This is a genomic window from Streptomyces sp. NPDC104381 (genome assembly GCF_055583745.1).
The window spans coordinates 133,780-145,922 of record NZ_JBVJNK010000006.1 but is presented as its reverse complement, the minus strand read 5'-3'; the positions used below and the strand labels follow the sequence as shown (position 1 = coordinate 145,922).

The 12,143-nt window shown below is 70.5% G+C and carries 10 protein-coding genes and 1 tRNA gene; 5 read left to right on the top strand and 6 right to left on the bottom strand.

The window, feature by feature from the left end:
- Positions 1-50: 50 nt before the first annotated feature.
- From ACZ607_RS21735 to ACZ607_RS21720, 4 genes are read right to left on the bottom strand one after another with little or no spacing between them, the layout of a single operon-like run.
- On the bottom strand, positions 51-1,196 hold the full coding sequence (locus tag ACZ607_RS21735) for an XdhC family protein (RefSeq protein ID WP_469736926.1): 1,146 nt from the start codon (positions 1,194-1,196) through the stop codon (positions 51-53).
- Positions 1,189-3,318 carry a xanthine dehydrogenase family protein molybdopterin-binding subunit gene (locus ACZ607_RS21730; protein ID WP_469736924.1) on the bottom strand — a complete coding sequence of 710 codons (2,130 nt, stop codon included), beginning with the start codon at positions 3,316-3,318 and terminating at the stop codon, positions 1,189-1,191. Before ACZ607_RS21730 ends, ACZ607_RS21735 begins: the two co-directional genes overlap by 8 nt.
- A complete protein-coding gene (locus tag ACZ607_RS21725) occupies positions 3,315-4,307 on the bottom strand; it encodes an FAD binding domain-containing protein (RefSeq protein ID WP_469736922.1) in 993 nt (330 codons plus the stop codon). The genes ACZ607_RS21730 and ACZ607_RS21725 overlap by 4 nt, the downstream gene beginning before the upstream one ends.
- Positions 4,304-4,903 (bottom strand): 2Fe-2S iron-sulfur cluster-binding protein, encoded by a 600-nt coding sequence (locus ACZ607_RS21720; protein WP_469736920.1) that lies wholly within the window; start codon positions 4,901-4,903, stop codon positions 4,304-4,306. Before ACZ607_RS21720 ends, ACZ607_RS21725 begins: the two co-directional genes overlap by 4 nt.
- Before the next feature lie 226 nt (positions 4,904-5,129).
- On the opposite strand from ACZ607_RS21720, the gene ACZ607_RS21715 reads away from it, so the two are divergent.
- On the top strand, positions 5,130-5,717 hold the full coding sequence (locus ACZ607_RS21715) for a TetR/AcrR family transcriptional regulator (protein ID WP_469736918.1): 588 nt from the start codon (positions 5,130-5,132) through the stop codon (positions 5,715-5,717).
- A gap of 139 nt (positions 5,718-5,856) precedes the next feature.
- On the opposite strand, the gene ACZ607_RS21710 is transcribed toward ACZ607_RS21715, so the two are convergent.
- Positions 5,857-5,929, bottom strand: a tRNA-Thr gene (locus ACZ607_RS21710).
- A gap of 156 nt (positions 5,930-6,085) precedes the next feature.
- On the opposite strand from ACZ607_RS21710, the gene ACZ607_RS21705 reads away from it, so the two are divergent.
- The 4 genes from ACZ607_RS21705 to ACZ607_RS21690 all read left to right on the top strand — a co-directional run bounded on the left by ACZ607_RS21705 (position 6,086) and on the right by ACZ607_RS21690 (position 10,344).
- Complete coding sequence (locus ACZ607_RS21705) at positions 6,086-7,486, top strand: RNA-guided endonuclease InsQ/TnpB family protein (RefSeq protein ID WP_469736916.1); 1,401 nt, start codon at positions 6,086-6,088, stop codon at positions 7,484-7,486.
- Positions 7,487-7,792: 306 nt separating this feature from the next.
- On the top strand, positions 7,793-8,929 hold the full coding sequence (locus ACZ607_RS21700) for an ABC transporter ATP-binding protein (protein ID WP_382990703.1): 1,137 nt from the start codon (positions 7,793-7,795) through the stop codon (positions 8,927-8,929).
- 245 nt (positions 8,930-9,174) lie between these two features.
- Entirely contained in the window at positions 9,175-9,588 is a 414-nt protein-coding gene (locus ACZ607_RS21695) for a hypothetical protein (protein WP_469736913.1), read from the top strand.
- A 36-nt stretch (positions 9,589-9,624) separates the two neighbouring features.
- A complete protein-coding gene (locus ACZ607_RS21690) occupies positions 9,625-10,344 on the top strand; it encodes a nucleotidyltransferase family protein (protein ID WP_469736911.1) in 720 nt (239 codons plus the stop codon).
- A gap of 73 nt (positions 10,345-10,417) precedes the next feature.
- On the opposite strand, the gene ACZ607_RS21685 is transcribed toward ACZ607_RS21690, so the two are convergent.
- A complete protein-coding gene (locus ACZ607_RS21685; protein ID WP_469736909.1) occupies positions 10,418-12,052 on the bottom strand; it encodes a DoxX family membrane protein in 1,635 nt (544 codons plus the stop codon).
- Positions 12,053-12,143: the final 91 nt, after the last annotated feature.

Sequence of the window (12,143 nt, the reverse complement as noted above, 5' to 3'; positions counted from 1 at the left end):
GGCACTGACCGAACCGCATCGCGGGCCGGCACTGACCGGCCCGCGAACCCTCAGGCCGCCTCCGCCGCGCCCCGCCGACCCCCGTCACGATGGATCGGCACCGCCGAACCCGTCAGAGGTACGCCCGACCCGCCGCGCCGGAGCGCGACGATCTCCGCCGCTATCGACAGAGCCGTCTCCTCCGGCGTGCGCGCACCGATGTCCAGACCGATCGGCGACCTGAGACGGGCCAGCTCCTCCTCACCCAGACCCGCCTCCCGCAACCTCCGCTCACGATCCGCGTGCGTCCGGCGCGAACCCATCGCCCCCACGAACGCGACCGGCAACCGCAACGCCTGCTCCAGCAGCGGGATGTCGAACTTCGCGTCATGGGTGAGCACACACAGAACCGTGCGCCCATCCGTCCCCGTACCCCGCAGATACCGGTGCGGCCAGTCCACGACCAGATCATCCGCCTCCGGGAAACGAGCCCGGGTCGCGAACACAGGACGGGCGTCGCACACCGTCACGTGGTAACCGAGGAACTTCCCGGCCCGCACCAGCGCCTCGGCGAAATCGATCGCACCGAACACGATCATGCGAGGCGGCGGCAGACTCGACTCCACGAGCAACGTCAGACCGCCCGGACACCGGGACCCGTCCTCCGCCAGCCCCACGGTGCCCGTACGCCCCGCCTCCAGCATCGCCCGCGCCTCCGCCGCCGCCACCCCGTCCAGCTCCGGGAACTCACCCCCGTACGAGCCCTCGTACGACCCGTCGGAACGCACCAGCAGGACCCCGCCCAGCAGCCCGTCCGGACCCCCGACCACTCTCGCCAGCGCCATCGGCTCCCCCGCCGCGGCGGCCGACAGCGCCGACCTGAACACCTCACGGGCCGGCGCCCCCGCCCCCACCGGGGTCACCATGACGTCGATGACACCACCACACGTCAGCCCGACCGCGAAAGCGTCCTCATCGCTGTAACCGAACCGTTCGAGAACGGTCCCACCGTCCTGGAGCGCCTGCACACACAGGTCGTACACCGCGCCCTCCACACAGCCACCGGAGACCGAACCGACGACCGTGCCCTCACTGTCCACGGCGAGAGCCGCACCCGGCCCACGCGGCGCGCTCCCCCCGACCGCCACGACGGTGGCGACGGCGAACTCCCGCCCCTCCGCCACCCACCGCGCCAGCCGGTCGGCGATGTCAAGCACGCGTGCCTGCCGCGAGAACACGGTCCGGCCTGATCGGCAGAGCCCGGTGACGCACACCCGTCGCATGCCAGACGGCGTTGGCGACCGCCGCCGCGGCCCCCACGATCCCGATCTCACCGATGCCCTTGATCCCCACCGGGTCGTCCGGATCCGGATCGTCCACCCAGTCCGCCTCCACCAGCGGCACATCCGCGTTCGTCGCGACGTGATAACCCGCGAGATCCGCGCCGTACAGAGCACCCGTGTTCCGGTCCCTGACCGCCTCCTCGTGCAAGGCCATCGAGATACCCCAGATCATCCCGCCCCTGAACTGACCCATCGCCGTCAGCGGATTGACGATCCGGCCGGCCGCGAACACACCCAGCATCCGGCGCACGCGCACCTCCCCGGTCGCCACGTCCACCGCGACCTCCGCGAACTGCGCCCCGAACGAATGCCGTTCCTTCTGCGCCAGCGCCCCGACAGCCGCCGTCGTGTCCGACCGCACCGTGATGCCCTCCGGCGGAATGCCCTCGCCCGGAGCGAGCCGCTCCCGCAGCTCCCCGGCCGCCGCCGTGACCGCCCAGGCCCACGACCGGGTGCCCATCGAGCCACCCGCGATCATCGCCGGACCGAAATCACTGTCCCCGATCCGCACGCGCACCCGCTCGGTCGGCACCTCCAAGGCGTCCGCCGCGACCAGAGTGAGAGCAGTCCGCGCCCCGGTCCCGATGTCCGCGGCGTTGATCCGCACCGTGAACGTCCCATCGGCCTCCGCGGTCACCGCCGCCGTGGACGGAGCCGCCCCCGCGAAGAACGAAGCCGCAGCCGTCCCCGTACCCAGCAGCCAGCGCCCCTCACGACGGACACCCGGCCGCGGATCACGGTCCGCCCACCCGAACCTGCGCGCCCCCTCCCGAAAACAGGCCGGCAGATTACGCGTGCTGAACGGCAGCCCGGACACCGGACCCACCTCGGGCTCGTTACGCAGACGCAGCTCGATCGGATCGATACCGCACTTCTCCGCCAGCTCGTCGACCGCCGACTCCAGCGCGAACGACCCCGGCGCCTCACCAGGCGCACGCATGAACGTAGGACTCGGCACATCGAGCCGCACGACCTGGTTCACCGTGTGATGCGCCGGCGCGTCATACATCACCCGCGCCGGACCCGCACCCGACTCGATGAACTCGTGCACCGTCGACGTACGACTCAGACACCGGTGCTCCAGCGCACGCAGCCGCCCCTCCCCATCGGCACCGAGCCTGACCCGCTGGGTCGTAGGACTCCGGTACCCGGCGAGCGAGAACATCTGGCGCCGCGTCATCACCACCCGCACCGGACGCGACAACGCCGTCGCCGCCATCACCGCGGCCACCTGATGCGCACGGACCCCCTTGCTCCCGAAGCCCCCGCCCACATGCTCGGACCGCACCCGCACCGACGCCGGATCGAGCGAGAACAGCTTCGCGAGCTCGTCCGCCACCCACACCGTCCCCTGGTTGGAGTCCACCACCTCCAGCCGGCCACCGTCCCACAGCGCCGTCACCGCGTGCGGCTCCATGGAATTGTGGTGCTCCTCGGGAGTGGAGTACTCGGCGTCCAGCACGAACGCGGACGCCGCCAACTCGGCCTCCAGATCCCCCTTCTCCGTCGCCCCCGGACCGGCCGGCCCCGCACCCGTGGACACGTCCGGGTTCTCACCCGGGAAGGTGACGTCGTGCGCCTCCTCCTCGTAACGCACCACCAGGGACTCAGCCGCCTCCCTGGCCTGCTCGGAGGTCTCGGCGACGACCAGCGCCACGGGCCAGCCCGCGTGCGGCACCCTGTCGTGCTGGAAGACGGCGATCGTCGGGTCCGGCACCATCCCCAGCATGCCCGTGTAGTCGGTGTCGACCCGCGGGGCGTTCCCGTGGTGCAGGACGGTGAGTACACCCGGCATCCGCAGCACCGCGTCCGCCTCCACCGCGACGACCCGGCCACGGGTGACCGTCGACAGCACCAGCCAGCCGTGCGCCAGCCCGGCGAAGGGGATCTCCCCCGCGTACCGGGCCGCCCCGGTGACCTTGTCCCGGCCCTCCACCCGCGTATGCGCGGTCCCGACGGCGTTCGCCGCCCTGGCCCCGGTCGTGACGGCGGTCATCGGGTGGCCTCCTCGGCGAGCTCACTCAGCACGGCGACGACGAGATTGCGCATCAGTGTCACCTTGTATCCGTTGTGCGGCAGCGGCTGGGCAGCCGCCAGTTCGGCATCGGCGGCCGCGGCGAACGCCCCCGCGTCCGCCGGCCCCCCGGTCAGAGCACGCTCGGCCACCCGGGCCCGCCACGGCCGGGAGGCAACCGCCCCGAAAGCCAGCCGCACCTCCCGCACCACACCGTCCCGGACCTCCAGCGCGGCGGCGATCGAGCCGATCGCGAACGCGTACGAAGCCCTCTCCCGCACCTTGCGATAGCGCGAGTTGGCCGCCACCGGGGCAGCCGGCAACGTGACACCGGTGATCAACGCCCCCGCCGGAAGAGCGGTCTCCAGATGCGGGGTCTCACCCACCGGCAGATAGAACTCACCGAGCGGCAACCGGCCCACCCCGTCCGCCGTCTCGTAGTCCACGACAGCACCGAACGCCGTCAGCGCCACCCCCATGTCGGACGGATGCGTCGCCACACAATGCCCCGACGCCCCCAGCACCGCGTGATTGTGGTGCTCACCCTCGATCGCCGGGCAACCACTGCCGGGCACCCGCTTGTTGCACGGACCGGACACATCGGCGAAGTACCCGCAGCGCGTGCGCTGGAGCAGATTCCCGCCCACGGTCGCCATGTTGCGCAACTGCCCGGACGCACCCGCCAGCACCGCCTGGGCCAGGGCCGGATACCGCCGGCGCACCTCCGGATGAGCCGCGAGGTCACTGTTGGTGACGGTCGCACCGATACGCAGCCCACCGTCCCCGGTCGGCTCGATACGGTCCAGCGGCAGCTCACGTACGTCGACGAGCCTGCCGGGCCGCTCCACACCGGTCTTCATCAGGTCGACCAGATTGGTGCCGCCCCCGAGGAAGCGGGCATCCGGATCGGCGTCGAGCAGCGCGAGAGCGCCGGAGACATCGACCGCGCGCTCGTATCCGAACTCCCTCATGCCGCCGCCCCCTCGCGCGTCCCGTCCTGTGCGTTCCCCACGGCCGGGCCGGCCTCCGCCGGGAGCCCTGCCGCACGGGCGACCGCCTGCACGATGGACACATACGCACCGCAGCGGCACAGATTGCCGCTCATCCGCTCCCGGATCTCGTCCGCCGTCAGCGGCGGCGGACCCGCCTCGGGCCGCACGTCGTCGGTGACGGCACTCGGCCAGCCCGCGGCATGCTCCTCGATCACCGCCACGGCCGAACAGATCTGGCCGGGCGTGCAGTACCCGCACTGATAACCGTCGAGGTCGAGGAACGCCTGCTGCACGGGATGCAGCTGCTCCCCCTCGGCGACACCCTCGATGGTGGTGATCTCCCGGCCCTCGGCCGCGACCGCCAGCTGCAGACAGGAAACGGCTCTGCGTTTGTCGATCAGGACCGTACAGGCGCCGCACTGCCCCTGATCACAGCCCTTCTTCGTCCCGGTCATGTCGAGGCGCTCACGCAGGGCGTCGAGCAGGGTGGTGCGGTGGTCGACGGTGAGCGTGTGCTTCTCGCCGTTGATGTTCAGGGTGACGGCGCTGTACGTCGACGAGGGCGCTGTGGCCATGATCAGCCTTCTTTCACATACCCGGACCACCTCACGAGGAAGGTCCGGCAGGAAGAGGAAACGGAGGAAGCGAAGACGTATCGGAGGAGGTGTGGGACTGTCCGCCCGGGCCGAACACCGCTAAGGTGAACCTAACCGGACAGCTGTCCGCTCACGGAAAAACGTAGTGGACAATTGTCCGCTTAGGCAAGGGCGGGATTCGGCCACGAACTCGCGAGGAGGACGAGTGCGACAGGAGAGGGACGCACCCCTGCGCTCGGACGCGCAGCGCAACCGCGAACGCATCCTGGAAACCGCCCTGGAGGAGCTGACCCTCTGCGCGGACGCCCCGCTCAGCGTGATCGCCAGGAAGGCGGGCGTCGGACAGGGCACGCTCTACCGCAACTTCCCCAGCCGCGAAGCGCTCGTCCTCGAGATATACCGCCACGAGATGCACCAGGTCGCCGACGCCGCGACCGAGCTCATCAGGACCCACGAACCGGACCGCGCCCTGCGCGCGTGGATGGACCACCTCGCCCGGTTCGCCATGACCAAGGCCGGCCTCGCCGACGCCATCCGCCAGGCCACCAGCACCCCCGGAAGCCCGGCCAAACCGGGCCACACCCCGGTGACGACCGCGGCGGAACTCCTGCTCCGCACCAACGAGGAGGCCGGCACCATCCGCCCGGGCGTCACCGGCGACGACTTCGTCCTCGCCATAGCCGGCCTCTGGCAACTCGACCCCCACGGCGACTGGCAACCCCGCGCCACCCGCCTCCTGGACCTCGTCATGGACGGCCTCCGCACGGGGGCCCCGGGCACACAGAAGCACTGAGCAGGACCCCCACGCACCAGGCAGCCGGCCCGCCTACGCCACCTCGATGCCGTACTCCTGCACCAGCGCCTCAAGCCCGCCCGGGTACCCCTTCGGGCAACAAAAAACCAGGCCAGCATGGCGCTGACCTGGGGATTTGAGCCGCCTGTCGGAATCGAACCGACGACCTGCACGTTACAAAGGTGCTGCTCTGCCAATTGAGCTAAGGCGGCACTTCGCACGCCAAAACCGCGCGCGCAAGCCCTCACTCTACACAGCGGCCCACCCACCGCTCCACGAAGTTTCGCCGCCACCGTGACCATCCGACCACCCGTGCGTTAAGAGGACTGACGTACTGGTCCGCATATCGGACGGTCGGGGGAGCGGGCATGACGGACACGGTGGACCAGCCGGTACGGGTGGCGGGGGAAGAGGCCGAGCGCATCAAACGCGGCGCCCTGGGCATCGCCGACCGCAAGAAACACCACGGCCGCGCGTCCACCGCCATGAAGAGCCGGACCAAGCAGCCCGGCACGCAGCAGCGCGTGTACCGCTACCGCTTCTATCCGACTCCGGCGCAGGCCGAGCAGCTGGAGATGACCTTCGGGGCCTGCCGCTGGGTCTACAACGAAGGGCTGGCCCTGCGCGTCGGCGCCTGGGAGCAGCATCGGGTGTCGGTGGGGTTCGCCGAGTCGTGCCGTGCGTTGACGGGGTGGCGGCAGGCGTCGGAGACGGGCTGGCTGCGTGAGGTGTCGTCGACGGTGCTGCAGCAGTCGTTGCGACATCTGGACGGGGCGTTCACGCGTTTCTTCAAGCAGTCGGCGAAGTATCCGCAGCGGAAGAGGAAGCACCGCTCGCGGGACTCGGCGACGTATGTGCGGACGGGCTTCCGGTGGGTGGAGGATGCGGAGCTTCCGGGTACGGGGCGGTTGACGCTGGCGAAGCAGTCGGAGCCGCTCGATGTGCGGTGGTCGCGGCCGTTGCCGGTGGGCGTGGATCCGGTGAAGCTGTCCGTGATGCGGGACCGTGCCGGCCGGTACTTCGTGTCCGTTCTCGTCGAGGAGCGGATCGAGCCGTTGCCTGCCGTGTTCCTGCCGGGTGGGCGTGAACCGGAGGCGGTAGGGATCGATCTGGGTCTGGCGGCGTTGGTGACGCTGGACGACGGGACGAAGGTGGGTCATCCGCGGCTCTTGCGGAAGTACGAGAAGGAGCTGGCGCGGCTGCAGCGGGGGCTGCACCGGAAGAGGAAGGGGTCGGCGAACCGAAGGAAGGCCAGGGAGCGTATCGCTCGACTGTATGCCCTGATCAGCGATGTGCGCAGGGACATGCTGGACCAGTTGACCACCCGCCTCGTGCGCGAGAACCAAGTGCTCGTGGTGGAGGACCTGGCCATCATGAATCTGCTGCGGCCGGCGGTCGGGACAGGGCGTCGGCAGAAGGCCGGGCTCAGTCGGTCGATCATGGATGCGGCTTGGGGGGAGCTGTTGCGGCAGCTTCGTTACAAGTGCGCGTGGTACGGCCGGACGCTGGTGATCGTCGACCGTTTCTTCCCGTCGACGCGCCGGTGTTCCGACTGCCATGCCAAGGCGCCGTCGCTCGATCTGTCGGTGCGGGAGTGGACGTGCGCGGAGTGCGGCGCTGCGCATGACCGTGATGTGAATGCGGCGCGGAACCTGCGGGACGAGGGCATGCGGCTGTACCGGCTCGTGGCCTCCGCGTTGCCGCCGGGGCGGATGGCCCCCGCTGTGATCAAGGCGTCGGAGCTGCCGGACGTGCTGCTGGCGGCGTGACGACGAGCGGTACGGACCGACGGGCCGTCGGCCGTGATGCCTGTGGAGCCCATGTAAGACCGGGCGGATGTGCCCCTCAGGGGCGCGTCCGGTCGGCAGAGGGCGCGGAAGCAGGAAGTGCCGTGACAACGGCGGGGTCAAAAGTGCGTTGCTCTGCCGGACGCTGGCGAATTTTTCGTGGTCTCAGGACTACTGACATATTCGAAAACGCCAGGTAGCGTCACCTCAGGTTCACTCCAGTGGACCACACCACTCCCTTACTCGGATCGTCCGGCACGTTCCTGCCGGTGGAGGAGAAGCATCGCTATGGCCAGTGTCACGTTCGACAAGGCGTCCCGCGTCTACCCCGGCTCCACGAAGCCGGCTGTGGACCAGCTCGAGATCGACATCGCGGACGGTGAGTTCCTCGTCCTCGTCGGTCCTTCCGGTTGTGGCAAGTCGACCTCCCTGCGCATGCTCGCGGGTCTCGAGGACGTCAACGGCGGTGCGATCCGCATCGGTGACCGCGACGTCACGCACCTGCCCCCGAAGGACCGGGACATCGCCATGGTGTTCCAGAACTACGCGCTCTACCCGCACATGTCCGTCGCGGACAACATGGGCTTCGCCCTCAAGATCGCCGGTGTGAACAAGACCGAGATCCGGGCGAAGGTCGAAGAGGCCGCCAAGATGCTGGACCTCACCGACTACCTGGACCGCAAGCCGAAGGCGCTCTCCGGTGGTCAGCGTCAGCGTGTGGCGATGGGCCGTGCCATCGTGCGTGAGCCGCAGGTCTTCCTCATGGACGAGCCGCTGTCGAACCTCGACGCCAAGCTCCGTGTCTCGACGCGTACGCAGATCGCCTCGCTGCAGCGCCGCCTCGGCATCACCACCGTGTACGTCACCCACGACCAGGTCGAGGCCCTCACCATGGGCGACCGCGTCGCGGTCCTCAAGGACGGTCTGCTCCAGCAGGTCGACTCGCCGCGCAACATGTACGACCGCCCGGCGAACCTCTTCGTGGCCGGCTTCATCGGCTCCCCGGCGATGAACCTCGTCGAGGTCCCGATCACCGACGGTGGCGTGAAGTTCGGCAACAGCGTCGTCCCGGTCTCCCGCGAGGCGCTCACCGCCGCCGCCAACCGTGGTGACACCACCGTCACGGTCGGCATCCGCCCCGAGCACTTCGACATCGTCGAGCACGGCGGCGCCGCCGCGACCGGCCTCTCCAAGGCCTCCTCCGACGCCCCGGCCGGTCTGGCCGTCTCCGTCAACGTGGTCGAGGAGCTCGGCGCCGACGGTTTCGTCTACGGTGCCGCGCAGGTCGGTGGCGAGCACAAGGACCTGGTCGTCCGCGTCGGCGGCCGTGCCGTCCCGGAGAAGGGCACCGAGCTGCACGTCGTGCCGCGCCCGGACGAGCTGCACGTCTTCGCCACCTCGACCGGTGAGCGTCTCACCGACTGATCCGCGTGATCCGTACGACCGACTGAGTTCCGCGCTTCAGCGGCCCCGCGTCCTCCCGAGGACGCGGGGCCGTTCGCGTGTCGCGGGCGGAATCGGGTTTCGGGGCTGATCGGCCCCAAATACCCCGGCACACCGGTCAATTCGCCCCTGCGCGTCAACGCCCGATTCGAAAAGGGCTCTCGAACCATCCCCCGCAGGGGTGACGAAATGTCGCCAAGTCATCACTGCCCGCTACGCTCGCCTGCGTGACCCATACCGCGCGCCGAATCGGCCGAACCCTCGCTCTCGTCCTGCCCGTCGTCATGGTTCTGTCCGGGACCCTCGCGGTCACCCGTGTGCAGTGGTCGGGGCAGGACACCGAGACCCAGCTGCTGACCGCCGCCTCGGAGACCGTCTCCAAGCAGGCGAAGGCCCGGGCACCTCAGGACGTTCTGCGGGACAAGCTCCTGCTGGAACTCCGTGAGAAGGACCCGGGTGTCGCGCTGACGAGCCTCCAGCGCACCGTCGAGGGGCGTCCGTCCCTCGCGAAGCACTGCATGTCGATCGCCAGGGCGCTCGGCAAGGCAGCCGTGGACCAGTACGGTCCGACCCGTGCCCACCGTTTCTCCCGTCCGGTGTGCGACACCTCGTTCGCCTCGGGCGTCGCCCAGTTCAGCTGAGCGGGGTGTGCGCGGGCACGGCATATCGTGCCTCGCATGCATACGTTTCCGACGCAGGCCGTGATCCTGGCGGGTGGTCAGGGCTCACGGCTGCGCCCGTACACCGATGACCGCCCCAAGCCGATGGTCGAGATCCCGGGGACCGGGACCCCGATCATCGGCCATCAGCTGTCCTGGCTGGCCGCCGAGGGCGTCACCGACGCCGTGATCTCGTGCGGCCATCTCGCCGATGTGCTGCAGGAGTGGCTGGCTTCGGCCGATCTTCCGTTGCGTGTCACGACCGTCGTCGAGACCGAGCCCTTGGGCCGGGGCGGCGGTCTCAAGCATGCCGCGGCGCGGCTGCCCGACCCGTCGGAGCCCTGGTACGCGACGAACGGGGACATCTGGACGCGCTTCTCGCTGCGCGAGATGGCCGCGTTCCACGCCGAGCGGGACGCCACCGCGACGCTCGCGCTGGCCCGCCCGCGGATCCCGTGGGGTGCCGTGGAGACGGACGCGTTCGGGCACATCACCGACTTCATCGAGTCGCCGCCGTCGCCGTATCTGATCAACGCGGGTGTGTACGTGTTCGCGCCGGCGTTCACCGGGATGCTGCCGGACCGTGGCGACCATGAGCGGACGACGTTCCCCCGGCTGGCCCGTGAGCGCCGGCTGGCCGGTTTTCCGCTGCCTCATGGGGCGTACTGGCGGGCCATCGACACCGCGAAGGACCTGACGGAGGCGGCGAAGGAGCTGGGCGCCCACGCGGGCGGCTGAACCGTCTCCCGTACGTGCGCGAGGGCGGCCACCGGATGTCCGGTGGCCGCCCTCGTGGTGTGGGGTGGCGGCGTCAGCCGAGCAGGCCGCCGATGGGATTCCGTCCGGCGCCGCCGGACGAGCCGCCGCCGTCGGATCCTCCGTCGGAGCCGCCGTCCGAGCCACCGGTCGTGCCGCCACCGGAACCGTCGGAACCGGACGAGCTGGGGCCGGGGTCGCCGGCCGGGGGCTCCTGCGGGGACGGTTCCTGCGGGGGTGCCTGGCCGGTGCCCTGGGTCTGGCTGGGCTGGCCGGTGCTCGCCCCGGCCGTCGGCCCGGAGTCACGTCCGGAGTCGGAGCCCGGGGTGGACTCCTCGGCCGACGGGGTGCCCGGGGCGCTGGAGGGGGAGGTCTCGGGGGCGCGGTTCTCCGGGGTGCTGGAGGGCTTGCGCTTCTTGCCCTTGGTCTCGTCGGGGAGCGGCGATCCGGGCAGTTGGTTGGTCGGGTAGCTGTCGGGGCCCGGCACGGTGACGACCTCGGTGGAGCGGACCGCCCCGCCGAGCATGGAGCCGGTCAGGAGGGTCAGGCCGACGACGACGGTGGCGACCGCGGTGCCGCGGCGCAGGACGCGGCGGCGGAGGTCCCAGATGCCGGAGCGCGGGCCGAGTGTGCGCCAGGCCTCGCCCGCGAGACGTCCGTCGAGGGAGTAGACGGGGGCACCGGCGATGACGAGCGGGCTCCACGCGGCCAGCAGGATGAGGTCGGTGGTGTCGTAGGTGGCGGCGGTGCGCCAGCTGACCGTCACGAGGACGGCGGCGGAGAGCAGGGCGCCGAAGGCCGCCGCGACGCGCTGCCAGAGTCCGAGGACGGTGAGGACGCCGACGACGACCTGGAGGAAGGCGACGGAGAGGCCGGTGGCGACGGGGTGGGCGAGCGCGAAGTCGCGCAGGGGTCCGGCGGCGGACCAGGGGTGCAGCGAGTTCAGCCACCTGACCATGGAGCCGCGGTCGCCGTCGTCGAAGTAGGCGGGGTCGCAGAGCTTGCCCATGCCGGCGTAGATGGCGAGGAAGCCGAGGATGACGCGCAGCGGGAGGAGCACGACGCCGAGGTTCATCCGGCGGCCGGGGTAGTAGGCGTGCCGGACGGTGTCGCCGGAGTGGCGTCGTTCCCCGGTGGAAGTGGTGTCCTCGGTCCCGGGGTCGTCGTCGCGGGTGATGTCGTACGGGTCGTGGGGTGGGGTGTCGACGGTGTCGTAGGCGCCGACGGCCTGCCGCATGGGGGGCAGAAGGGGGCCGGTGCGGCCGCTTCCGCCCTGGTGGGGCGGTCGCAGTACGGGGTTCGGCTGGGTCTCGTCGAGGCGGGGGATGACCTGGGTGCCGCCGCCCGTGTCGTCGTGGCCCGTGCCGTACGCGCTGCCGGGGCGGGCGTCGAGGTGGCCGGCGGTGGAGTTCCGTACGGCCTGCAGGAGTCCGGTCGCTCCGGGGTCGCCCGGCTCGGACCTGCCGCTCCAGACGACGGGAGCCCGCCTGCGGCCGCCCGCGCCGCTCATGGCGGGGATCCTGGCCGGTCCGGCGGAGCCCAGGGGGCGCAGACGGGTGCGCTGGCCCGGGGCGAGCTGTACCCGGAAGCTGGCGTGGCTGACGATGACCTGCGCGGGGTCGCTGTCCACCTTCGTCATGCTCAGGGCGGGTTGGTCGTCGAACCGAGGCGTTCTGGTGTCCACACTCATCTAACCGAGTGATGTGTGATTAGGACACTGCCTTGACGCGTCCGAAGTGTCCGAGACCCGTCAAAATCCGGCCAACCTGCGGTCCACGGGA

Coding starts and splice junctions, on each gene's coding strand:
- ACZ607_RS21730 (WP_469736924.1), bottom strand. CDS start 3,318: ATGACCGCCGTCACGACCGGGGCCAGGGCGGCGAACGCCGTCGGGACC.
- ACZ607_RS21725 (WP_469736922.1), bottom strand. CDS start 4,307: ATGAGGGAGTTCGGATACGAGCGCGCGGTCGATGTCTCCGGCGCTCTC.
- ACZ607_RS21720 (WP_469736920.1), bottom strand. CDS start 4,903: ATGGCCACAGCGCCCTCGTCGACGTACAGCGCCGTCACCCTGAACATC.
- ACZ607_RS21705 (WP_469736916.1), top strand. CDS start 6,086: ATGACGGACACGGTGGACCAGCCGGTACGGGTGGCGGGGGAAGAGGCC.
- ACZ607_RS21700 (WP_382990703.1), top strand. CDS start 7,793: ATGGCCAGTGTCACGTTCGACAAGGCGTCCCGCGTCTACCCCGGCTCC.
- ACZ607_RS21690 (WP_469736911.1), top strand. CDS start 9,625: ATGCATACGTTTCCGACGCAGGCCGTGATCCTGGCGGGTGGTCAGGGC.
- ACZ607_RS21685 (WP_469736909.1), bottom strand. CDS start 12,052: ATGAGTGTGGACACCAGAACGCCTCGGTTCGACGACCAACCCGCCCTG.